Raw genomic sequence first — 24,549 nt, forward strand, 5'->3', positions numbered from 1 at the left:
CAAAAATTACCGTTTGACCCGAATATGTGGAGAAACAAATCGAATTGAACTTTACTTTTTAAAAAGTGAAAATTCTCGTACATATAGCTTTCCGGGAAATGAGGAAAAATATTTGTATAAATTCAACACATGCCAAAGAAATTTAGCTATAATTTACAGAAATTTGAAGAAAAAAAGCAAACATGGCATAAACTATAAATAGTATAGTTATAATTAGAGGGTTGCACCGGTGTAAGAGGTGCTCCCTGATGCAGCGGGGCAGCAGGGTTGCATGCTAAGAAATTAGCCTTCCATGGTGCAAAATGCAGAAGTGGAGAGATAAACAAACTGGGCCCGTAGCTCAGTCAGGCAGAGCGACTGGCTTTTAACCAGTCGGCCTAGGGTTCAAATCCCTACGGGCCCGCCATGTTCTTAATAAGACCGGCGGAGAGGCCATCCGCAGGAAACGTCTAAAAGTCTTTTTATGATGCTTTATTTTTGGAGGAAAGGATTTGACAAAATTCAGCCTGCTCGACCATGAGTCAGTCCCTAAACATGAAATTATTTCAGAGGGAGAATTAAAGTCTGTTTTAAGCAAATATTTAATTGAGAAAGAACAGCTTCCGAAAATTAAAGTGCAGGATCCTGCTAGTAAAGAAATAGGAGCTGTCGTCGGAGATGTTGTGAAAATCACAAGGAAGAGTCAAACTGCAGGGGAGGCAGATTATTACAGACTTGTGATCGAGTAAGTGGGGGGGAGTTTTAACCGCTTGCATGACCGAATTTTTTTCACTGAACGTCTTTTTGAATCCCATGCACCACCGTACGGAAAGATTCAACGACTGCATAAAGATCTTGGGATCATCGTTTATTAATTTTCATTTTAATAAAGCAAAGAGGGTGCTATCATCGCGTTAGAAAGCAGTATACTGTCGCAGGCTTATTTTACACGGGACAAGATAGTGCAGCACCATATAGACTCATTTAACAAGTTTATAGATTACGGGCTGCAAAAGATCATTGATGAACAGAAGATTATAGAAACCGACATTGAAGACACCTACCTCAAACTCGGCAAGATCAGGGTAGAACATCCGGTGGTAAAGGAGGCGGACGGGGCAATAGAAAAGCTTTACCCCAACGAAGCAAGGCTCAGAAACCTTTCGTACTCAGGCCCCCTCTACCTGGAGATGAGTGTCGTAAAAGAAGGGATCGAATCCGAAGTAATGGAAGCAAAGATCGGGCAGCTTCCCATCATGGTCAAATCCAAGATCTGCAATCTTCTCGGCCTTAGCGAGCCAGAGAAAGTTCGCTATGGGGAAGATCCCCTTGATCCGGGGGGATATTTCATTATCGGAGGTACTGAAAGGGTAGTTATGACCCTGGAAGACCTTGCCCCCAACAAAATTCTTGTTGAGTACGGAGAACGTTACGGTGACTCCATAGAGGTCGCAAAGGTCTTTTCCCAGAAAAGAGGGTACAGAGCACTCGTAATTGTGGAAAGAGGGAGAAAGTCCCTGCTTGAAGTATCTTTCCCTTCCATATCCGGCAGAGTATACTTTATTACACTCATGAGGGCTCTCGGGATAGTAACTGACGAAGATATAGTAAATGCAGTTTCAAGTGATCCCGAAATCATCAAATTCATGCTGGAAAACCTTGAAGAAGCCGAAGTCGAAACCCAGGAAGAGGCCATTGAGAAGATCGGGGCGAGGGTTGCTGCCGGACAGGCCAAGGAATACCAGATAAAGAGAGCAAACTACGTTATTGACAGGTATCTTTTCCCACACCTCGGAAACGATATGAGAGACAGGGTCCCAAAGGCTCATTTCCTGGCAAGAATGGCCGAGTCCTGCTTCGAGCTCGCACTTGGAAAGCGTACCGAAGACGACAAAGACCACTACGCAAACAAGAGGCTGAAACTCGCAGGCGACCTGATGGAAGACCTTTTCAGGGTATCCTTTAACAGGCTTGCAAGGGACATAAAGTACCAGCTCGAACGTGCAAACATGAGGAACAGGGAACTTAACGTCGCTACGATTGTAAGGGCAGACGTCCTGACCGACCGCCTGCAGCATCCCCTGGCAACAGGGAATTGGGTAGGAGGAAGGACGGGTGTTTCCCAGCTTCTTGACCGTAACGATTATATTTCTACCCTTTCCCACCTGCGCCGTGTAATTTCCCCGCTTTCAAGGGCCCAGCCACACTTCGAAGCCCGTGACCTGCACGCAACTCAATGGGGGCGGCTCTGCCCTTCCGAGACCCCTGAAGGACCCAATTGTGGTCTCGTAAAAAACTTTGCCGAAATGGTCGAGCTCTCCACTGGAATAGAGGAAACTGAGAGCATTAAAAAGATACTCTACGACCTCAATGTCGAAAAAGTAGTTGTGAAGGTACCCGAAATACCGGCAAAGATCAAGGAAATCCTGCTCGACGAGTTCGGGGAAGAGATTATTGAAGAGTTTGAAGAAACTCCGGAAATCGAAACAAAGTACAAAGAGGAAGACTTCTACGATTATTCAGATGCGGACGACTCCGGATCAGCGTTCGGGGACTGAGGGTTGATGTTAGATGACTAAAGCAAAAGTATTCATAAACGGTGAGCTCGTAGGGACCCATGACAACCCTGCGGAACTCGCAGAAGAGCTCCGAAAAATGAGGCGGCAGGGGTTCATATCCAGACAGGTCAACATAGCTCTTAACGATAATACCAGGGAAGTAATTATAAACTCCGATATGGGCAGGGCAAGAAGACCTCTCGTTGTTGTGGAAAACGGCGCTCTCAAGGTAACTGAAGAGCACATACAGAAATTGAAGAACAAAGAAATCACCTATGAGGACCTCGTAAAAGAAGGCTGTGTGGAGTACCTGGACGCAGAAGAGGAAGAAAACGCGTACATTGCACTCTACGAGTCGGATATAACTACCAGGCACACCCATATGGAGATAGACCCAGAACTTATGCTCGGCATCTGTACCGGCATGGTTCCTTATCCGGAACACAATGCATCTCCGCGTAACACTATGGGTGCAGCCATGATCAAGCAGTGCATCGGAGTATCCACAGCAAACCAGAAATTAAGGCCGGATACCCGTGCCCACGTCCTGCACTACCCACAGAGGGCACTTACAAGGACAAGGACTTCCGGAGCAATCGGTTTTGATGACAGACCTGCAGGCCAGAACTTCGTGGTTGCAATTTTGTCTTATGAAGGGTATAACATTGAAGACGCGCTGATTTTCAATAAGGGTTCGATTGAGAGAGGGCTTGGGAGAAGCCACTTTCTCAGGACTTTTGAAGGAGAAGAAAGAAGGTATCCAGGAGGGCAGGAAGATAAGTTCGAGATTCCCGACTCTGAGTACCGTGGATCACGCAGCGCTGAAGCATATGCAAACCTCGACGTAGACGGGCTTGTAAACCCTGAAACCCCGGTCGGTCCCAATGATGTGCTTATAGGAAAAACCAGCCCTCCGAGATTCTTAGAAGAGCCTTCCGACTTCGGGATTGCAGTTGAACAGAGGAGAGAAAGCTCCGTTACCATGCGTTCCAACGAAACCGGGATTGTGGACACCGTAATTCTTACGGAATCCATCAACGGAACCCGACTTGCAAAAGTAAAGGTAAGGGATGAAAGGATCCCGGACATAGGAGACAAGTTCGCTTCCAGGCACGGGCAAAAAGGGGTTATAGGCCTAAAAGTCCCTATTGCAGACATGCCTTTTACGGAGTCGGGCCTGACTCCTGACCTGATGATTAACCCGCACGCAATTCCTTCCCGTATGACTGTGGGACACGTCCTGGAAATGATCGGCGGAAAAGTAGGCTCCATGGAAGGCAGAAGAGTGAACGCAACAGCTTTCTCAGGAGAAAACGAAGACGATCTCAGAGAAGCCCTGAAAAAGCACGGCTTTGCCCACACTGGAAAAGAGATTTTCTATGACGGGGCAACAGGCAGGATGATCCCTGCAGATGTTTTCGTTGGTGTGATCCTTTACCAGAAACTGCACCATATGGTCACCTCCAAGATGCATGCAAGGTCCCGCGGACCCGTACAGGTGCTCACCCGCCAGCCGACTGAAGGCCGAGCAAGGGAAGGTGGTCTCAGGTTCGGTGAAATGGAGCGTGACGTTCTGGTAGGGCACGGAGCTGCAATGTCCTTAAAAGAAAGGTTGCTGGACGAGTCTGACAAAGTGGTGGAACTTGTCTGCTCGCACTGCGGAATGATTGCAACGTACGACAAACAGCGTAACGTCTCTTTCTGCTCAGCCTGCGGAGCAGACACGGACATTTATCCCGTTGAGATGAGCTACGCGTTCAAGCTGTTACTGGACGAGATTAAGTCCCTCGGAGTTGCTCCAAGGCTTAACCTTGAAGATGCGGTATAAGGTGAGGTGGATACATGGCAAACGTACCCCCAATTCCAAAGAGAATTGCTTCTATCAAATTCGGCTTAATGTCTCCGAAAGAAATCCGTAAGATGAGTGCAACACCCATTATCACGGCTGACACTTACGATGATGACGGATTTCCAATTGACATGGGGCTTATGGACACAAAACTCGGGGTAATCGACCCCGGACTTCGCTGCAAGACCTGTTCAGGCAGGGCAGGCGAGTGTCCCGGACACTTCGGGCACATCGAACTTGTTGCCCCTGTTGTCCACGTAGGTTTTAACAAAGTAATCCGAAAACTTCTCAGGGCAACCTGCAGAAAATGCAGCAAGCTCCTGCTGGAACCAGCCCAGAAACAGCAGTATCTGGACCAGCTCCTTGCGGTAGAAGAAATCGGTCACATGCCTGACGACCTCATTAATGAGGTATATAAAGAAGCCAGCAAGGTAAAGACCTGCCCTTACTGTAACGAGGAACAGCTCGAAATCAAATTCGAAAAACCCAGCGAGTACCTGGAAAACGGTGAGAAGCTGACCCCCACCGAGATAAGGGATCGCTTTGAAAACGTCCCGGACGAGGACATCAGGGTTATCGGGATGGACCCGAAGAACGCAAGGCCGGAATGGATGATCCTTACCGTCCTGCCGGTACCTCCTGTTACGGTACGCCCTTCAATCACCCTTGAATCCGGGCAGCGCAGTGAAGATGACCTGACCCATAAACTGGTAGACATTATCAGGATCAACCAGAGATTCCAGGAGAACAGGGAAGCAGGAGCTCCACAGCTCATTATTGAGGACCTCTGGGAGCTTCTTCAATATCACGTAACTACATTCTTTGACAACTCGGTTTCAGGAATTCCGCCTGCAAGACACAGGTCAGGCAGACCTCTCAAGACCCTTTCCCAGCGTTTGAAGGGTAAAGAAGGAAGGTTCAGAGGAAGCCTGTCAGGTAAACGTGTAAACTTCTCAGCCCGTACCGTTATCTCCCCTGACCCGAACCTGAGCATTAATGAAGTCGGAGTCCCCATGCCCATTGCAAGAACCCTTACAATTCCTGCAGTGGTTACCCCGAGAAACATCGAACAGCTCAAAGTCTATGTGAGGAACGGTGGAGACATCCACCCCGGAGCAAACTATGTGTTCAGGTCTGACGGCAGGCGCATAAAGGTCACCAATATGAATAAGGACGACCTTGCCGAGAAACTTGAGTTCGGCTGGACTGTGGAACGACAGTTAAAAGACGGCGACACCGTACTTTTCAACAGGCAGCCGTCTCTGCACAAGATGAGTATCATGGCCCACTCCGTAAAAGTTCTGCCTAACAAAACCTTCAGGCTGAACCCTGCAGTGTGTCCTCCTTACAACGCTGACTTTGACGGAGACGAAATGAACATGCATGCCCTCCAGACCGAAGAGTCAAGGGCCGAGGCAAAGATCCTCATGCAGGTCCAGGAAAATATCCTCTCCCCGCGTTTCGGAGGTCCCATTATCGGAGGGATTCACGACCATATCTCAGGGCTTTTCCTGCTTACCCGTTTTGAAAACCATATTACCAGCTACGAGGCCTATGACATTTTGAGGAAGAGCCGCGCACGCAACCTGCCCGAACCTGCAGGCTACGACGAAGACGGGAAACCTTTCTGGACAGGAAAGCAGATTTTCAGTCAGATTCTGCCTGAAACCCTTAATATGGAGTTCGCAGCCCAGGTCTGCTCCCACTGTGATACCTGCAAGAAAGAAGAATGCCCGAATGACGCCTATGTCGTAATCCGCAACGGAGAGCTGATTCTCGGCACAATCGACGAAGCTGCAATAGGGGCATTTAAAGGGAAGATCCAGGATCGCATTATCAAGGAGGTCGGACCCGAAGCAGGAGCTCGTTTTGTTGACGACATGACAAAGCTTGCGATCAGGTCAATCATGCGTACGGGCCTGAGCTTCGGAATAGCTGACGAAGACATTCCGAAAGAAGCCAGGATCCAGATTAATGAGGTTCTCGGTAAAGCTGAAGACGCCGTGCAAAACCTTATCAAGTCATACCAGAACAAAGAACTCGAACCTCTCCCGGGTAGAACCCTCGATGAAACAATCGAGATGAGCATCATGCAGAAGCTCGGAAAAGCCAGAGACGAGACAGGTGGAATTGCAGATAGCCACATGGGACTTGAAAACTCAGCAGTTATTATGGCCCGCTCAGGAGCCAGAGGTTCCATCCTGAACCTTACCCAGATGGCAGCCTGCGTAGGGCAACAGGCAGTGCGTGGTGAACGTATCCGCAGAGGATACGCAGGCAGGACTCTCCCACACTTCCAGGAAGGAGACCTGGGCTCGGACGCCCACGGGTTCGTTAAGGCAAGTTACAAGAGCGGGTTAAACCCGACAGAATATTTCTTCCATGCAATCGGTGGTCGAGAAGGTCTTGTGGACACTGCGGTCAGGACATCCCAGTCAGGGTACCTGCAGAGAAGGCTTGTCAACGCCCTTCAGGACCTTGAAGTCCAGTATGACCTTACTGTCAGGGACACCCGAGGGGTGCTTGTCCAGTTTAAGTACGGAGAAGACGGGATCAACCCGACAAAGAGTGACTTCAGCAAGCCCGAAACCATCCACCGGATTGTCCGTTCCGTGGCAAACAGGGAGGTGGCATGATGAGTATCAGTGAAGCTACAATAGACAGCATGATAAAGGACCTGCCATTTCCTTTTAACATATTGAACACCCTGAGGGAAGATGTTCTCAAAGCCGGGGTGAGCAAGAAGGAAATGGAAGAGATCATAGAAAAAATGATGGAAGAATATACTGCTTCATGCATAGAGCCCTGTGACGCTGCGGGCGTCGTTGCAGCCCAATCCATAGGGGAACCGGGTACCCAGATGACGATGCGTACCTTCCACTACGCCGGTGTGGCCGAGATTAACGTTACCCTCGGTCTTCCCCGCCTTATCGAAATCGTGGATGCGAGGAAAATCCCGAGCACTCCTATGATGACAATTGCCCTTTCCAAAGAGCATCCTGAAGATTACGCTTACGACAGAGAGAAGACAAGAGCTCTCGCCTGGGAGATTGAGGCAACCAAGATCGACCACATCGCTGACGTGACCACTGACCTCTCCCAGATGAAGCTTATAATAGACCTGCACGAAAAGGCAATGGAAGGCAGGAATATTACTATAGACCAGGTGAAGGAGAAGTTCAACGAAGAGCTGAACGTACTGGTCAACATTTCCCCGGATATTGATAACCAGATCGTCATCACCCCCGGAGAGCCCTCTTACAGAGAACTGCTCCAGCTTGCAAAAAGCATCCACAATGTAACCCTTAAGGGCATAGAAGGAATCAAGAGAGTGGTGGTCAGGAAGGAGGGTGAAGAGTATACCCTCTATACGGAAGGCTCAGCTCTGCGGGAAGTTTTGCAGTTCAATGGTGTGGACAAGACCAGAACCAGCACAAACAACATCAATGAAATCTACGAAGTGCTTGGAATCGAAGCTGCAAGAAATGCCATTATCAAGGAAGCAACGGATACCCTGCGTGAACAGGGTCTGACTGTGGACATCAGGCACATAATGCTTGTGGCAGACCTCATGACCTGTGACGGAGAAGTAAAGCAGATCGGTAGGCATGGAATTTCAGGTGAAAAGGCCAGTGTATTTGCCCGTGCAGCTTTCGAAGTTACTGTCAACCACCTCCTGGACGCAGGTATGCGCGGAGATGTGGATCAGCTTCAGGGTGTTACGGAAAACATCATTGTCGGTCAGCCTATTCGCATGGGTACGGGTGATGTGCACCTGGTCAGCAGAAGAGTTGAAAAAGTTGAAGCTGAAGAGCTTGAAGCAGAAGAAGAATAAAGGAACGAAGGAAAATCCGGATTTTAACCTATAATTATTTAAGTATATACCCTGATAGAACAGCAGTTCGGATCAGGATATGCTTACCTTTATGAATTTCATCGAATCCTGCTACAGAAACTTGAGTCCGCGAGGCTCATAACCAGAAAATTGATATAAGGCATCAGGTATTTAGAGTACCATATACTCACCGAGCTTGGAATCTTTATTGAGAAAGAGACAGAGTAGACTAGCTAATTTGAGACAGAGTTGATGAAAATGAAGATCAATGTTGATAAATCTCTTATCAAGGCTGTGAAAACAGGAAAAGTAATAGTTGGAGCCAACCGGACCATAGATGCAGCAGCAAACGGCTCTGCAAAAATGGTGATCCTGGCATCAAACTGCCCCGAAGACATTAAAAAGAAAATTCAGGCAACAAGCATTCCGGTCCTGGAGTACGAAGGCACAAGTGTAGAACTCGGCCCCGTATGCGGGAAGCCCTTCACGATTGCAGCCATGGCAATCCTCGATGCAGGAGAATCGGATATCCTGGCAGCTACAGCTTGATAAAAAGGAGTTGCAACGTCTTGGGTGAAATAAGACTTACTGCAGAAAGCATCCAGTACATCGCATTATTTGAAAACATGACCCGGGCCAAAATACTTGACTGTATTCCGGAAGAAGAAAGGCTCGTGTATGTTGTAAAACAGGGCGATATGGGGCTTGCAATAGGCAAAAACGGGGAGAACATAAACCGTGTTAAAAAAGCCCTGGACAAACCCATCGAGCTTGTGGAGTACTCAGAGGATCCTGTTACCTTTATAAAGAATGCCTTCGGACCGGTATCAGTAAGTTCAGTAAACTTCACAACCAAAAATGGCAAGCGATTGGCTTATGTAGAGGTACCTAATAAAGAGAAGGGGCTTGCCATCGGTCGCAATGGCAAGAATATAGAGAAAGTGAAGATGCTTGCCCGTCGTCACCATACCATAGAAGATGTGATCCTGCAGTAATATCCCATTAACTTATGTTGATCCATTAATCCGGCGTTGAAGGACAATTCTGGCATTTAATGCCACAATAGGAAACTGTGATCAATTTTAACTGGAGAAATTTACAATGGCTAAAGGAAAATATGCAGCTAATATTCTCAAACAGACCAGGAAAGATGCCCGCTGGAAAGATACGTACTACGGCAGGCGGGTTCTTGGTCTGAACGTGAAAGCCGACCCTCTTGGTGGTGCACCGCAGGGTCGGGGTATTGTATTAGAGAAAGTGGGAGTCGAAGCCAAACAGCCGAACTCCGCAATCAGAAAATGCGTAAGAATCCAGCTCATTAAAAACGGGCGTCAGGTAACCGCATTCTGTCCCGGAGACGGTGCAGTAAACTTCATTGATGAACACGATGAAGTTACCGTGGAAAGGATCGGAGGCCGCATGGGCGGTGCTATGGGTGATATTCCCGGTGTACGTTTCAAGGTAATTGCCGTAAACAATGTGTCCCTGAACCAGCTGGTTATCGGCAGATTGGAAAAGCCCAGGAGATGATTTTTTTGTACAAGATTTTTGGGAAATGGGACCTTTCGGAAGTTGAGGTCAGAGACCTCGGAATTAAGCGCTATGTCAGCCTTACCCCTGTAATTGTTCCTCACAGCAGCGGGAAACATGCAAGGCAGCAGTTCAACAAATCCGAGATCTCGATTGTAGAGCGCCTTGCAAACAACCTCATGAGGACAGAAACCAACACCGGAAAGAAGCAGGTGACTCTTCGCGCAGTTGAAGAAGCTTTCGACATTATGAATAAGAAGACGAAACAAAACCCGGTTCAGGTTCTTGTGGATGCCATTGCCAATGCAGGCCCCAGAGAAGAAGTGGTCAGGCTGAAGTACGGTGGGATCTCCGTACCAAAAGCAGTTGACACTGCACCTCAGAGGCGCGTTGACACTGCCCTGCGCTACATCAGCATGGGAACAAACGCCGCAGCTTTCAAATCCAAGCGCTCTGTTGCAGAATGTCTGGCAACCGAACTTATAGGTGCAGCAAACCGCGATACCAAATCCTTCGCCATCAATAGGAAGGATGCAAAGGAAAGAGTTGCGAAGGCAGCACGCTAATAATTTATGCGGACCTGTCCGCTTTTGAAAATAACATATAACCATTCACATTTTGCTTAAAAGGTATTAGCATGGGACGAAGAAAGAAAATGGTCGAGCGTGTGACAACGCTCATGAATGATCCTCAAAGGATCAGAAATATCGGAATCGTTGCACACATTGACCACGGAAAGACCACATTATCGGATAACCTGTTAGCAGGCGCAGGCATGATTTCCAAGGAACTTGCCGGAAGACAGCTTTTCATGGACTCCGATGAAGAGGAACAGGCAAGAGGTATTACAATTGATTCCTCCAATGTTTCCATGGTCCACACATTTGATAATGAAGACTACCTGATCAACCTTATCGACACCCCCGGACACGTTGACTTCGGTGGAGACGTTACCCGTGCCATGAGAGCAGTAGACGGTGCAGTTGTAGTAGTTGACGCGGTAGAAGGCACAATGCCCCAGACCGAGACTGTGCTGAGGCAGGCTCTCAGGGAACATGTCAGACCCGTACTTTTCGTAAACAAGGTAGACAGGCTTATCAATGAGCTTCAGGTCGATTCTCAGGAAATGCAGATCCGCCTCGGCAAGGTCATTGACCACGTGAACAAGCTTATCAAAAACATGAACCCCGAGAAGTTCAAAGCAGGCTGGAAAGTCGATGCAGCAGCCGGAACCGTAGCATTCGGGTCAGCTCTTTACAACTGGGCAATCAGTGTGCCTATGATGAAGAAGACCGGGGTTTCTTTTAATGACGTATACGATTACTGTAAAGCCGGAGACATGAAATCCCTGGCAGAAAAGTGTCCTCTGCACGAAGCTGTTCTTGACATGGTTATTCACTTCCTGCCAAACCCGATCGAAGCTCAGAAGGACAGGGTAAAGGCCATCTGGCACGGCGATGAAAACACCGCAATCGGAAAGTCCATGGCCGGGGCAGATGCAGAAGGCGACCTTGCATTCATGGTAACTGACATCTCCGTTGACCCCCACGCAGGGGAAGTTGCAACAGGAAGGTTGTTCAGCGGCTCTCTTACCCGCGGTATGGAAGTTTTCACCTCGGGAAGCGCAAGGAAGAGCAGGGTCCAGCAGGTCGGTATCTTCATGGGTCCGGAAAGGCTTGAAGTGGACAAGATCCCTGCAGGAAATATTGCCGCAGTTACGGGTTTAAAGGAAGCAATCGTCGGGTCCACCGTAACCACCCTTGACGGCATGACTCCTTTCGAAAGCATCAGGCACGTAAGCGAACCTGTAGTGACTGTGGCTGTGGAAGCAAAGCACACCAAAGACCTTCCGAAACTTATTGAGGTTCTAAGACAGGTCGCAAAGGAAGACCCGACTCTCCAGATCACCCTGGATGAGGAAACCGGGGAACACCTGATGGCAGGTATGGGAGAACTGCACCTTGAAGTTATCGCTCACAGGATCGAAAGGGACAAGAATGTGGAAATCGCCACGAGCAAGCCTATTGTCGTATACAGGGAAACAATTAAGAAGAACACCGAACCTGTCGAAGGGAAGTCTCCGAACAGGCACAACAGATTCTATATCTATGTTGAGCCTCTTGACACCGAGATTGTCAGTGCGATCAAGGAAGGGGAAATCAGCATGAACCTGCCTGAACTTGAGAGGAGGCAGAAGCTCATCGACCTCGGCATGGAAAAAGAAGAGGCAAAAGGCATTGCCGGCATCTTCAACTCCAATATCTTCATCGATATGACCAAAGGTATCCAGTACCTTAATGAGACAATGGAACTTGTGCTCGACGGGTTTGAAGAGGTCATGCGCGCAGGTCCGCTTACAAGAGAACCTGTAGCAAACGTAAAGTGCGTGCTTGTAGACGCAAAACTCCACGAAGACGCAATTCACAGAGGTCCGGCTCAGATTATTCCTGCATCAAGACAGGCAATCCAGGCAGGAATGCTTATGGCAGAAGACAGCCTGCTTGAGCCTTACCAGAAAGTCTTTGTCCAGGTACCTCAGCTTTTAATGGGCGGTGCAACAAAGGAACTCCAGGGACGCCGCGGAATTATCCTGAACATGACTACGGAAGGAGACCTGGCAATTATCGAGGCCAGAGTACCTGTGGCTGAAATGTTCGGATTTGCCGGAGAGATCAGGTCCGCAACCGAAGGCCGTGCCATGTGGAGCACGGAGTTCGGAGGCTTTGACGTTGTGCCGTCAAGCATCCTGAACGACATCGTTGGCCAGATAAGGGAAAGGAAGGGCCTGAAGAAGGACCTGCCAAAAGTTTCTGACTTCCTTTCAATGTAAGCGGAATTTTTCCGCTTCTCTTCCCTCTTAAAAGCAAAACCCCAAGGCAAAACTCCCCTGAATTCGAAGGAGAAAAGTTAGGAATCTTCTGAGAGTTTAGTCAATGGGAAAGATTTAAAACAAGGTATGCCTATAATGGGGAAAACAGTCCAGGCCTCTGGAAATTCAAAATACGTCGACCCGATAAATGTTCAAAACGGGAAATGTATGTAAGTAATGGTTGAACAAAGACCGGAGAAGGTCTGACCATTATGAGATCTGCCCTAATATTAATATACTATAATCTGATATAGCATTGAAACTCATCCATAATTTATAAAGGAGAATTATAAATGGCAGCAGACAAACCGCACATGAATTTAGCAGTGATCGGTCACATTGACCACGGAAAGTCAACCCTTGTAGGACGCTTAATGTACGAAGCCGGAGCAGTACCGGCTCACATTATCGAGAAGTATAAGGAAGAAGCAAAGCAGAAGGGTAAGGAATCCTTCGCTTTCGCATGGGTTATGGACTCCCTTAAGGAAGAGCGTGAAAGAGGTATCACAATTGATATCGCTCACAAGAGATTTGACACACCCAAATATTACTTTACAGTCGTGGACTGTCCGGGCCACCGTGACTTTGTCAAGAACATGATCACAGGTGCTTCACAGGCAGACGCAGCAATCCTCGTCGTTGCAGCCCCTGACGGTGTCATGGCCCAGACCAAGGAACATATCTTCCTTTCAAGGACCCTCGGTATCAGCCAGCTGATCATCGCAATCAACAAGATGGACGCAGTCGATTACAGCGAAGCAAAGTACAAGGAAGTTGTAGAACAGGTATCCGGCCTCCTTAAGATGATCGGGTTCAAGCCAGCCGATATCCCCTTTATTCCTACCTCTGCATTTATGGGAGACAACATCACCAAGCTCAGTGAAAAGACTCCCTGGTACAAGGGTCCCGTAATCATGCAGGCTCTCGATGAACTCAAGGAACCGGAAAAACCATCCACTCTCCCTCTCAGGATCCCTGTCGAAGACGCATACACCATCTCAGGTATCGGAACTGTCCCTGTAGGCAGAGTTGAAACCGGTGTAATGAAGAAGGGTGACAAAGTAGTCTTCATGCCCGGCGGAGCCGGCGGTGAAGTTAAGTCCATTGAAATGCACCACGAAGAAATTCCACAGGCCTACCCCGGAGACAACATCGGGTGGAACGTCCGCGGTATCGGCAAGAACGACGTCCGCAGAGGTGACGTCTGTGGCCATACTGACAACCCGCCAAAGGTTGCTGACGAATTCGTAGGGCAGATTGTGGTTCTCCAGCACCCCTCCGCAATCACTGCAGGGTACACACCTGTCTTCCACGCTCACACCTCCCAGATCGCATGCCAGCTGATCGAGCTTAACAAGAAGCTGGACCCGAAGACCGGGCAGGTTAAGGAAGAAAACCCGACCTTCATTAAGGCCGGAGATGCAGCAATTGTAACCATCAAACCGACAAAACCGATGGTTATCGAGCCCGTAAAAGAAATTCCACAGCTCGGCAGATTTGCTATCCGTGATATGGGTATGACAATTGCCGCAGGCATGTGCATGAGTGTTAAGCAGAAATAACACTCTCCTTTTTTCATTTTTTAAGGAGAAAAAAGGTTATGCAAAAAGCTAGAATCAGATTGTCAGGCATCAGTCCCAAGGATCTGGACGGAGTCTGCAACCAGGTAAAATCAATTGCGGAAAGGACAGGAGTAAACATTTCAGGACCTGTTCCGCTGCCCACAAAGAAGCTGGTCGTTCCTACAAGGAAGAGCCCCAGCGGAGATGGGACTGCAACCTGGGACCACTGGGAAATGCGCGTACACAAGAGACTAATCGACATTGCAGCCGATGAAAGAGCGCTCCGCCAGCTCATGAGAATCCAGGTCCCAAAAGACATAAACATCGAGATCGTGCTCGAAGGATAAATGCAAAAAATGCCAGGTTACAGAAAACCTCTGTACCCGGTATTGCAAATTCCTTTTCACTTCTTTATTTCTGAATATTTACTTTAACACTTTAGAGAGTTTTGCCGGCGGCTGCCCCTTTGAGGGCTTCTACAGCCACCGGATATTCTGCAACTTTCTCTTTCTGTGATTCTTCAAATATGTCTCTTCGTATTTTCACTGTATTTTTACTTACTTTAGGGTTTTACTTTGTTTTCAATTCGAACTTTATTTCAGATTTACTCCAGCATTTAGATTTCATTATCTTCTACCTGACTGCCATTAAAACTAACTGCCATTAAAACCTGTTTTCTGCGGTATCAGTAATTGTTATAGTGCCTTTTGCAGGAACTGTCACTGAATTCAATTGTAAAAGCATCAATCTTCTGTACTTATCCGAACTTTCCAGGATTTCCCAATCTCCGTATAGATGTTCCACGACAGTCAGATCCTGAGCTTCGGACTTGCTGTTGTTAATTTCGATCTTGTAGCTTACCCTTTCACACCTCCCGCCCTCTGAAGCTTCGACCAGGACCGAGGAAGGGATAATCCCGAAAACAATGCCGTATATTCCACCAGATGGTCCCGCTTTCAAGCTTGACCTCTCGTCTTTCATTTACAAGGGCAAACCCCTGTTCATAAATGGTAAGTTCCAGCCCCCCTCAGGCTTCAACGACTCCAGCTGCCATAATTCCCAGAGGATTTGCGGTTGAGTTTTCACCAGAAATTCCCGAGTTTGATCCGGTTTGATTCATTTCAATGCCGGATACATTTGCCTGAGCAATGCCTTCAGGTTTCGGAGGCACATAGGTTCGGAGGCACATCAGCTGAAAAAAGGAAAAAAATCCCGACAAACACTGAAATAATCCCTAAAAAGTATTTCTTTCCTCCCGTAGCGTAATTAATGGAGCTCGTATTTAGATAGACATAGTTTAATAGAAAATGCAAAATAGCTGAACCACTCAATGTTACTAGTGTCGCGTCAATGATAAAATCTCGTATAAAATCGGTTACAACATTTAAGAATTGTTCAATCTTGGATATTGGCATGACACTAGTTTTACCGGGTCAATCTGATCCCGCTAGATGTAGGAGAGTGGCCAGTCCCAAAAAGAAAAAAATAGAACATCAGGAGAGAAAAAACAGCGAGATATAAAAAACTAAATTGAAAACAGTGTGTTTTTTGATCCCTTTTGTCCTTCTTTTCAAGGACTACTCCAGTTAGCTAAAACCTTTAAAAATGTTCATTCTCCGAAGATTTGACAGGACCAACTTAACTAATTTGTATTCATTGGAATGTATCGAATTTTCAGAATTTGTCCTTTGAATAGAGCTCAATAGTCCAATAGCTACGGCATATCCTCGTACAATACATTGACAAGTTCTTCTAATGAGAAGATACTTTTAATGTTCTTATTTGGGAAAGTTTTATTGCCTCTGTTAATCCATATGCCTTTCATTCCAATTTTCTCACATGGTATAATGTCAGTTTCAATAGCATCTCCAACGTAAAAGCACTTTTCTGGTTCTTCACCATTCCTTTTACATGCACTTTCAAATATTTCCGTACAGGGTTTTGCAACATGAAATTCTCCTGCTACTATGATATCAACAAAGTAACGGGAAATTCCCATTTTACTCAGCTTTAGCTTTTGTTGCCCTGGATCACCATTACTTATAACACCCATTTTTAAATTTGAAAGTTTTTTCAAGCAGGGTATCACATCATCATAAGGTTTCCAGCTTGATTCATAATTGAATAAATAGTAATCAAATACTTTAAGTGCCTCTTCATTTGATAGGTTAATATTTCGTATTAAATAAAGTTCTTTAATTCGTTCAATGCGCTGTTCTTCAAAAGAACATTTTTTGGCTAAATATCTTTTAAAGTGTTTTTCTGCTAATTCACACCAAATAGAATAAAATTCATTAAAATCTATTTCGAAAAAATTATGATAATTCTGGTAAAATAATTCAACTCCAGAAAATTCCGCACTTTTATGATCCAATAGGGTACCGTCTATGTCAAAAAAAACCATCATGCTCTTACCTCAGATTCAAATAGTATGGCAGTATGCGTATTGAACCAAAAAATTACTTGAGAATCTCTTCCTCACGTACTCTTACTTTCCTTTTTTTTCAATGTTTATACAAACTGGCTGATACAATAATATTAGCTAAAATTAAAAACTAATCTCGGATTAAACTATTATTATTCTCATACCAAGTAGATTATTTTTTCATATTTTTGTCCATTATCGCTTAAAACCCCCTTTAAGGTGGAATATAACCCATAATATGTAAGAGAACTAAATCACAGATATTTTTCTGCCCGTACAACAGTATTCACTATACGGACCTGTTCCTGCCACAACAGGCTTTAATTTTCCTTCAAGTTTTATAAGAGGCTGCCTAAGCCTCTGGGAACTTTGATCACCTAAAGGTCATTTTCGATTTTACAAATGTTTTTAGCTTCAATTTCTCTGTCCCTGAATTCAACCTGAATATCGTCGCAGGCAGCCCCACAAGCAGGAAGATTATGTTTTTGAAGAACATGATCACCGCCCTCTGCATAAAGACTCAATATTACATATTCGATGCTCTTTTCAGAATTGAAAAAAATAGGTTATTATCTTTCATTTTTACTGACCTCTCAACAGTGTTCTGTGCGCTGCACAACAGTTCATTTTCATGCTGAATGAACAGTGCATAGCAATAGTACAGCACTGTGTTATTTATTTACTTCAGGCCTTCGAGATATTATGTAGATAAGTAGATCTCCAGAATTAAAGAGAGGGAGTAATAAGCCCGTTGCAGGCGCCTACTGCTGCACGCTAAAAACTTACCCACACGAAACTACAAAGGCCAGAAAAAAGATTTAACCAGATCTAATTCAGCTATTTCTAACTTTTTTCTTTGCAAGAATCATATGCGGAGGCTTGATATACGCAGCTGCATGACCGGAAGGATCGTTTCGTTCCAAAAACGCATCATAATCGTCCAAAAACCTCCATGTTAAATCCTCAAATCCGTGAGATTCTGCGAGGTCAGCTATCCTCTCGGGAGTATTTTCTTTCGCAAAGGGCAGATTAGGTTTAACATCACCGTACAGCTCATCAAATCGTTCGTAACGACTACTTTTTTTCTCTGTTCCATCCGGATTATGGAACCACAAACCATCAATTATCATCATAATGCCTCCGTCTTTTAAAAGCCGGCAACACTCACCCAGAAACTTATCCGGTTGAGGCAAAGTCCAGAGAAGATACTTGCTAAAAACAAAATCATACTCTCCGTCTTTAAGAGGAATTTTTTCTGCATCTCCCCGCATTAACAAAACATTTACTCCCTTTTCTCGGGCATTTGCAGCTGCTTTTTCAAGCATATTTTCGGACAAATCAACACCTGTTACATCGTGTCCCATGGCAGCAAGGGAGATGGCAAGAATCCCGGGACCTGTTCCAACTTCCACTGCACGGACTTTTTTATCAGTCAGCAGAATTTCTGAAAAAACGGATTTCCAGACATCCATTTCCTCATCCATACAGTGAGCATATTCTGTGTGATAATCAGAACTTCTGAAGTCCCAGTATTCTAATATTTTATCTTTCATTTTCCGTCCCTCAAAAATTGACATAAAAAAGTTTCTACCGGAAACAGATACATCTCAGATCCAGTTACATTGTTATCCGGAGTAAAAATACAGGCCGAATATGAGACGATACCGAGAAACTTTTCATCCAAATCTTTCCTTTGTATGCGACAGACACGTAAAATTACCGTGAGCACAACAGTTAATGCTATGAGCGCCGGGATGACAATTTGTAATTATGAGATCTTTCCTCATAAAATTGCATCCGTGCAGTATAACCATAACATTAGGTAGTGTTATTATTTACAAAAATATTCTGTGAATATCATCATAATTAACAAGATATTAATATTTATGCATTTTATTTCATATTTATAATTGAAGATATCACAATGAATTTACGGATATAATCTGGAGTATTCTAAACATATCATTACATCAGCCATATGAATATCGGATAAAATCACACGATTTAAATATACATTCCATATAACTTAGTTAAAAATAGTATTAATAATATCATAAATATTTATACACATTGGTGCTATTGATGAAATTCAACGTACAAAAAACAAAAATCTCTTCCCCGGCAGTTGCAGTAATTTTGATTGTGGCATTGCTCTGTTCAGGATGTACCGAGACTGGGGGGACTGAAGAAAAAGTTCTCCGCGTAGTTTTTAACGAAGGCCCCGATACCGGAGGCAGTCTTGATCCTGCCAACGGCTGGACAGGGTGGTATGTCCATCAGGCAGGCATCTATGAAACACTGTTCTATTATGATGCGGACATGAATCTCATGCCCAAACTTGCAACCGGCTACAAACAGTTAAATGATACGGAATGGGAAATCCAGCTCCGTGAGGATGTAAGCTTCCACGACGGAACAAAGATGAATGCGGATGCAGTTCTCTTTTCGCTGAACAGAGTACTTGACCCGACAAACAGCAGGTCATCCGAGTACTCCTTCATCAAAGAGGTACGAAAAACCGGCGAGTACACCATTGTCATCGAAACTAATGATGTTTATGCTCCATTGATAGCATCCCTTGTAGACCCGATAATGTCGATCATTAGCCCCAGCATTGTTGACGCGGACAAAGAGCCGATCGGGACCGGTCCCTTCAAGTTTGTTTCCTTTGAACCGGGTACAAGCCTTGAAATAGAAAAGAACCCTGATTACTGGGACGGTGATGTCAAAGTTGACCGTATACTTATTCAGTACAACAAAGACAGCACTGCCAGAACCCTGATGATAAAATCAGGAGATGTTGACATTGCCAGAGATCCTCTCCAGAGCGAGTATTCGGCACTTCAGGCCAATCCTGATATAAACGTCATTTCCAGAGAAACCCTGCGGACGTACTTCCTGTTTGTAAATGGTGGTAAAGCCCCATTTGACGATGTCAGAGTCCGCCAGGCCCTCTCCTACGCAATCAACCGCCAGGAAATTGTGGATACGGCACTTGAAGGGGTTTCCGGCCTTCCGGCAACCGGTATATTCACAAATACCATGCCGTGGAACGCAAACGACCAGATCGAAGCCTATGAATATAACCCGGAAAAAGCTCTGGAACTCTTCGAAGAAGCGGGAATCACGAAAGGCACAGATGGCAAACTCTACTACAACGGGGAGCCGTTCACCATTGAAATCCAGACCTACACAAAACGTGCAGCTCTTCAGCCGAGTGCGGAAATCCTAGCCTCACAGCTGGAAGATATAGGCATTACCTCAACCGTGACAATTCTGGATAGTGCTGCCCTTACAGCAAACGCTGTTGCAGGAACGTATGACTTTTCACTTGCTGCGTGGAGTACGGCACCGACAGGTGATCCTGATTACTTCCTCTCGCTTCATTATCTCTCAACCGGGAATTACGCAGCCAACTGGCTTCGCTATTCTAACCCTCAGGTCGATGAATTGATTCTTGAAGCAAGGAAAGAGACGGACGAAGAGAAACGCGCGGAGCTATACGACGAAATCCAGATACAGATTCAGGAAGATGCAGCAATACTGCCCGTCTTCTATGCCAACGAAATCTATGCACTGTCATCGGATGTTGAAGGTTTTGTAATGTATCCAAACGAGTACACAATCATCACCAAGGATATCGGATTTGCATAAATTTCTTGAGAAGGCCAGGGACTTCCACAGTGAAGTTCTGGCCTATCCAATTCAAAAACATGCCCGGAACAAGCTCCGAAATAACGAGAAGATTTCCGGAAACAGGTATCTGCGGAAACTCAATCTCATGGAAAAAAATCTGTGAGGTAAAAAGTTGATTTTGAGCTTGTTTCATCCAGGTTGGATAGTAATTTTTTGACTGTAAGAGGTATTGACATGGCTTTGAGGATGAAGTTATCGTTTGCCTGTACTGCAATTATTTTTGTTGCAATAATCATCTGTTCGGGTTGTGTTCAGACAGAGGGTTCTGAAGAAAAAATTCTTCACGTAGCTCTCACGACCGGCCCTGATACAGGAGGAAGCCTTGATCCTTCCATTTCATGGGAAGGCTGGCCCATGCGAAGAACCGGAATCTATGAGACACTCTTTTCTTACAACGAAAACATGACGCTCCAGCCTGAACTTGCAACAGGCTATAAGCAGCTAAATGAGACAGCATGGAGAATTCAGCTCCGCAGGAATGTAAGCTTCCATGATGGGACCGTAATGGACGCAGATACCGTGATATATTCCATCAACAGGGTTCTTGCTCCTTCGAACAGCAGGTCATCGGAATACTCTTTTATCAAAAACATCTACAAAACCGATGACTACACAATCGTTTTGGAAACAAATGAACCATACGCGCCAACGATTCTCATGTTCACGGACACTATCATGTCAATTGTAAGTCCCAACGCCAGTGACCTCGACAAAGAGCCGGTCGGAACAGGTCCGTACATGTTTGTATCATTCGAACCTGGCTCCAGTATAGAACTGGTAAAGAATCCTGCTTACTGGGGTGAGGAACCAAAAATCGACCGGATAATTATCCAGTACAGTAAAGACGCCGCAGCTCGAACTCTTTTGCTCAAATCAGGCGATGTTGACCTTACAAGAGATATCCTGCAAAGCGAATACCAAAACCTTGAAGATGATCCTGATATTGAGATCTTATCCAGAGAAACGCTTCGAACCTACTTTATGTATATTAACGAAGGAAAAGCTCCATTCGACGATGTAAGAGTTCGCCAGGCGCTTAATTATGCTCTTGACCGCCAGGAAATCGTTGACACAGCCCTCGAAGGCGTTGCAGGCTCTCCGGCAACCGGAATATTCCCGGACATCATGCCCTGGAGTGCGAATTACAAGATTGAAGCTTACGAATATAACCCTGAAAAAGCTCTGGAACTCCTTGCTGAAGCGGGAATCAAACCGGGAAGTGATGAGAGGCTCTATTACAACGGAGAGCCGTTCACAATTGAAATCCAGACCTATACAAAACAGGCAGCACACCAGCCAATGGCAGAAGTAATTGCCACCCAGTTTGAAAAAATAAGCATCCCCGTTACGATAAAAATTGCCGAAACAAACTCAATTAGTGCCGATGCAGTAGCCGGAAACTATGACCTTGCACTCTATTCCTGGGGAGTTGCACCTGTAGGAGATCCTGACTACTTCGTGTCCAGCCACTTCCTTTCAACCGGTACCTACGCATCTAACTGGCTCCGTTATTCGAATCCCCAGGTTGACGAATGGATTCTTGAAGCAAGGGCCGAAACAGACAAAGAAAAACGTACAGAACTCTATGACATGATTCAGGAACAGGTCCAGAATGACGCGGTACTTGTCTGTATTGCATACAAGAATGAAATTGACGGGGGCTCGCCCGACCTCAAAGGTTTTGAAATTTATCCGAACGAATACACGTTCCTTACAAACGAAATGGAACTTGCCTGAAGGATTAAAAAATGAAAGACAAAATTACAGCACACTGGAATAAAAGAAGTCCAAGTTACCGTAAAATGTATCGTGACCACCTTGATGAAGAGATTCTCCTTATGAAAAACCTCTTTTCAGAGAAATTGCCTGCAGGTAAAAAACTCAGTGTCCTTGATATCGGAACTGGACCTGGAATCCAGGCCTTTGTTTTCGCCGAGCTGGGACACAATGTTACGGCCCTCGACATCTCAAAAGAGATGCTTGCAGGGGCAAAAGAAGGGGCAAGGAACCGTAATTTGTTAATCAGGTTTGTTGAAGGGGACGGAGAGAACCTGCCTTTTGAAGCCTGTACGTTTGATATTATTGTAAACATGCATCTTCTCTGGACGCTCACGGATCACGACAAATTCTTCAGTGAATGCAAAAGAGTCCTGGTTCCCGGAGGCAGGATTCTTGCGATTGACGGGCAATGGTTCCAGCAAGAATACGTTTCAGACGGAAATAATAACCCTGAAGAAAGAACTTACGAGGAGTTAATCGAGTATCTTCCGCTTTACAAAAGCAACTCGCCTGAAATGATTGCAGGCCTCATGGAAAATAACGGGTTTTCGGATGTCTCCTGGAAAGCTCTTCCCGAGTATGCCGAGTATATGAAAAGATGCGATCCGGAAGGTCATGACTATTTATCTGTTCCATACCTCGCCACAGGAGTAAAATATTGATGAAGAGCTGAAGTTTTCAAGAGGCACTGTAATGCTAAAAGAGTATTTCATCCGTCGGGCTCTATATTTCTTTCCGGTTCTCATATTTATCTCATTTATGAGTTTCTCACTCATCTACATCGCTCCGGGTGACCCGGCAGAGATTATGATGACCAGTCCCTCGGGGGGGTATGATGAAGCAGCTGTTGAAGCGTTCCGTATAGCCCACGGGCTTGACCAGCCGTTTTACATCCAGTATCTGAACTGGCTCAAAGCCGCAGCTGTAGGGGACTTTGGTTACTCGTACATGAGCGAACAGCCGGTGTTTGAAACTGTTCTGAATGCATTCAAAAATACACTGACACTTTCCGTTCTTGCTCTTGCAATTGCTCTTTTTATCTCCATTCCCTTTGGTGTCGTGTCAGCTCTGAAACATAACACCATTGTTGATGACGCCTGCCGCTTTGGTGCTCTTCTCGGAGTGTCCATGCCAAACTTCTGGCAGGCCTATCTGATGATAATTCTCTTCTCGGTAATAATTCACTGGTTCCCGGCATCCGGATTCGGTCACGGGACTGACATCAGCTACATGATCCTGCCAGCGACTGTTCTTGGGACAGGATCGGCGGCGGTGATGATGCGAATGATCCGTTCAAGCATGCTGGAAGTCATGGGAAAGGAATATATCCAGACTGCACGCGGAAAAGGGCTTTCTGAACAAATCGTTGTCTTCAGGCATGCATTGAAAAACGCGCTTGTTCCGGTTATCACAGTGGTCGGGCTGTCGATTGGTTTTCTCTTAAACGGCTCGGTTGTTGTTGAGACAATTTTCGGATGGGCGGGTATTGGGAATCTTGTGGTGGACTCAATTCTTTCCCATGACTATATGATGGTACAGGGCACGGTGCTCTTTGTTGCCGTTATTTTTCTTTTGATCAACTTCTTTGTAGACTTATTCTATGTTTGGGCAAACCCGGAGATACGCTATGATAGAAATTCTTAAAAACCGGCAGATTACCATCTCCCTGATAATTCTCGGAGGGCTCATCATCATGGCCGTGTTTGCCGGGGTTTTAGCCCCATATGACTACACGGAAAAGGACCTGCAGAACCGTCTGCAACCTCCTTCTTCCGACCACATATTCGGGACCGACCACCTTGGCCGCGATATTCTGACAATGGTGATGTACGGTGCAAGGGCATCCCTTTTCGTCGGGTTTGCGGTTGTAAGTGTTTCGCTTGCGGTAGGAGTAGTACTTGGCGTTCTGGCAGGGTATTACGGCGGCTGGCTGGATGAGATTATCATGCGGCTGACGGATAGTTTCCTTGCATTTCCGTCGATGTTTCTGGCCCTTGCAATTACCGCATTTCTGGGTCAGGGGATGGAAAACATGATGCTTGCTTTAATTGTTGTCGAGTGGACGGTGTTTGCGAGAGTTGCACGCGGTTCAACCCTTGACGTCAAGACAAAAGGCTATGTCCGGGCCTCCCGCTGGGTCGGTGCTTCAAACAGTTATGTGATGATAAAGCATATCCTTCCGAATATTATCTCACCTGTTTTGATAATGGCAACGCTTGGAATTGGGAACGTGATTCTGGCAGCAGCCGGTTTAAGTTTCCTCGGGCTTGGGGTGCAGCCCGCAACACCGGAGTGGGGTGCGATGCTGAATGCAGGCAGGACCTATGTCACAACCGCTCCCTGGCTGATGCTCTTCCCGGGTCTTTTTATCATGATAACCGTGCTTGCGTTCAACTACTTCGGCGACGGACTGCGGGATGCACTTGACCAGAAGATGAAAAATATTGAGCTTGAAGGGAGGTTCTGA

22 protein-coding genes and 1 tRNA gene are annotated in these 24,549 nt (G+C 46.0%); 18 read left to right on the forward strand and 5 right to left on the reverse strand.

The window, feature by feature from the left end; translation table 11 throughout:
• Positions 1 to 329 precede the first annotated feature (329 nt).
• From MSSIT_RS05125 to rpsJ, 13 genes are all read left to right on the forward strand, one after another.
• Positions 330 to 406: transfer RNA gene (locus tag MSSIT_RS05125), tRNA-Lys, on the forward strand.
• An 85-nt stretch (positions 407 to 491) separates the two neighbouring features.
• Entirely contained in the window at positions 492 to 728 is a 237-nt protein-coding gene (locus MSSIT_RS05130) for a DNA-directed RNA polymerase subunit H (protein WP_048170570.1), read from the forward strand.
• A gap of 213 nt (positions 729 to 941) precedes the next feature.
• Positions 942 to 2,537, forward strand: coding sequence for a DNA-directed RNA polymerase subunit B'' (locus MSSIT_RS05135; protein WP_048170572.1), 1,596 nt, complete (start codon positions 942 to 944; stop codon positions 2,535 to 2,537).
• A gap of 13 nt (positions 2,538 to 2,550) precedes the next feature.
• Complete coding sequence (gene rpoB / locus MSSIT_RS05140) at positions 2,551 to 4,365, forward strand: DNA-directed RNA polymerase subunit B (protein WP_048170574.1); 1,815 nt, start codon at positions 2,551 to 2,553, stop codon at positions 4,363 to 4,365.
• 14 nt (positions 4,366 to 4,379) lie between these two features.
• Complete coding sequence (locus tag MSSIT_RS05145; RefSeq protein ID WP_048170576.1) at positions 4,380 to 7,022, forward strand: DNA-directed RNA polymerase subunit A'; 2,643 nt, start codon at positions 4,380 to 4,382, stop codon at positions 7,020 to 7,022.
• Positions 7,023 to 7,051: 29 nt separating this feature from the next.
• A complete protein-coding gene (gene rpoA2, locus MSSIT_RS05150; RefSeq protein ID WP_390175975.1) occupies positions 7,052 to 8,221 on the forward strand; it encodes a DNA-directed RNA polymerase subunit A'' in 1,170 nt (389 codons plus the stop codon).
• Between the two features lie 252 nt (positions 8,222 to 8,473).
• Positions 8,474 to 8,770: a 50S ribosomal protein L30e gene (locus MSSIT_RS05155; protein WP_082088889.1), complete on the forward strand. Its 297-nt coding sequence runs from the start codon at positions 8,474 to 8,476 to the stop codon at positions 8,768 to 8,770.
• Between the two features lie 20 nt (positions 8,771 to 8,790).
• Positions 8,791 to 9,216 (forward strand): NusA-like transcription termination signal-binding factor, encoded by a 426-nt coding sequence (locus MSSIT_RS05160; protein WP_048170579.1) that lies wholly within the window; start codon positions 8,791 to 8,793, stop codon positions 9,214 to 9,216.
• A 106-nt stretch (positions 9,217 to 9,322) separates the two neighbouring features.
• Positions 9,323 to 9,751, forward strand: coding sequence for a 30S ribosomal protein S12 (locus MSSIT_RS05165; RefSeq protein ID WP_011034194.1), 429 nt, complete (start codon positions 9,323 to 9,325; stop codon positions 9,749 to 9,751).
• Positions 9,748 to 10,317: a 30S ribosomal protein S7 gene (locus tag MSSIT_RS05170; protein ID WP_048170581.1), complete on the forward strand. Its 570-nt coding sequence runs from the start codon at positions 9,748 to 9,750 to the stop codon at positions 10,315 to 10,317. The genes MSSIT_RS05165 and MSSIT_RS05170 overlap by 4 nt, the downstream gene beginning before the upstream one ends.
• A 71-nt stretch (positions 10,318 to 10,388) precedes the next feature.
• Positions 10,389 to 12,581, forward strand: a complete 2,193-nt coding sequence (locus tag MSSIT_RS05175; RefSeq protein WP_048170583.1) for an elongation factor EF-2 — start codon at positions 10,389 to 10,391, stop codon at positions 12,579 to 12,581.
• Between the two features lie 332 nt (positions 12,582 to 12,913).
• Positions 12,914 to 14,182: a translation elongation factor EF-1 subunit alpha gene (gene tuf, locus MSSIT_RS05180; RefSeq protein WP_048170585.1), complete on the forward strand. Its 1,269-nt coding sequence runs from the start codon at positions 12,914 to 12,916 to the stop codon at positions 14,180 to 14,182.
• Positions 14,183 to 14,220: 38 nt separating this feature from the next.
• Entirely contained in the window at positions 14,221 to 14,529 is a 309-nt protein-coding gene (rpsJ, locus tag MSSIT_RS05185; RefSeq protein ID WP_011021276.1) for a 30S ribosomal protein S10, read from the forward strand.
• 316 nt (positions 14,530 to 14,845) lie between these two features.
• Here the strand turns inward: rpsJ and MSSIT_RS05190 are convergent, their stop codons facing one another.
• The 5 genes from MSSIT_RS05190 to MSSIT_RS05205 form a co-directional block, all read right to left on the reverse strand.
• The gene (locus MSSIT_RS05190) at positions 14,846 to 15,163 is read right to left on the reverse strand and encodes a hypothetical protein (RefSeq protein ID WP_048170587.1); all 318 of its coding nucleotides are present in this window, start codon (positions 15,161 to 15,163) and stop codon (positions 14,846 to 14,848) included.
• A gap of 46 nt (positions 15,164 to 15,209) precedes the next feature.
• Complete coding sequence (locus MSSIT_RS05195; RefSeq protein ID WP_156158793.1) at positions 15,210 to 15,371, reverse strand: hypothetical protein; 162 nt, start codon at positions 15,369 to 15,371, stop codon at positions 15,210 to 15,212.
• Between the two features lie 525 nt (positions 15,372 to 15,896).
• Positions 15,897 to 16,589: an HAD family hydrolase gene (locus tag MSSIT_RS05200; protein WP_052721529.1), complete on the reverse strand. Its 693-nt coding sequence runs from the start codon at positions 16,587 to 16,589 to the stop codon at positions 15,897 to 15,899.
• Between the two features lie 391 nt (positions 16,590 to 16,980).
• Entirely contained in the window at positions 16,981 to 17,103 is a 123-nt protein-coding gene (locus MSSIT_RS25205; protein WP_269430807.1) for a hypothetical protein, read from the reverse strand.
• Between the two features lie 337 nt (positions 17,104 to 17,440).
• Positions 17,441 to 18,160 carry a class I SAM-dependent methyltransferase gene (locus tag MSSIT_RS05205; RefSeq protein ID WP_231590429.1) on the reverse strand — a complete coding sequence of 240 codons (720 nt, stop codon included), beginning with the start codon at positions 18,158 to 18,160 and terminating at the stop codon, positions 17,441 to 17,443.
• Between the two features lie 529 nt (positions 18,161 to 18,689).
• On the opposite strand from MSSIT_RS05205, the gene MSSIT_RS05210 reads away from it, so the two are divergent.
• From MSSIT_RS05210 to nikC, 5 genes are all read left to right on the forward strand, one after another.
• Positions 18,690 to 20,261, forward strand: coding sequence for an ABC transporter substrate-binding protein (locus tag MSSIT_RS05210; protein WP_048170592.1), 1,572 nt, complete (start codon positions 18,690 to 18,692; stop codon positions 20,259 to 20,261).
• A 216-nt stretch (positions 20,262 to 20,477) separates the two neighbouring features.
• Entirely contained in the window at positions 20,478 to 22,040 is a 1,563-nt protein-coding gene (locus MSSIT_RS05215) for an ABC transporter substrate-binding protein (RefSeq protein WP_048170594.1), read from the forward strand.
• A gap of 11 nt (positions 22,041 to 22,051) precedes the next feature.
• Complete coding sequence (locus MSSIT_RS05220) at positions 22,052 to 22,744, forward strand: class I SAM-dependent methyltransferase (protein WP_048170597.1); 693 nt, start codon at positions 22,052 to 22,054, stop codon at positions 22,742 to 22,744.
• Positions 22,745 to 22,775: 31 nt separating this feature from the next.
• Positions 22,776 to 23,726 carry an ABC transporter permease gene (locus MSSIT_RS05225; RefSeq protein WP_048170599.1) on the forward strand — a complete coding sequence of 317 codons (951 nt, stop codon included), beginning with the start codon at positions 22,776 to 22,778 and terminating at the stop codon, positions 23,724 to 23,726.
• Complete coding sequence (gene nikC / locus MSSIT_RS05230; RefSeq protein WP_048170602.1) at positions 23,710 to 24,549, forward strand: nickel transporter permease; 840 nt, start codon at positions 23,710 to 23,712, stop codon at positions 24,547 to 24,549. Before MSSIT_RS05225 ends, nikC begins: the two co-directional genes overlap by 17 nt.

This window comes from Methanosarcina siciliae T4/M, from assembly GCF_000970085.1.
In the GTDB taxonomy this organism is placed as follows: Archaea; Halobacteriota; Methanosarcinia; order Methanosarcinales; family Methanosarcinaceae; genus Methanosarcina; species Methanosarcina siciliae.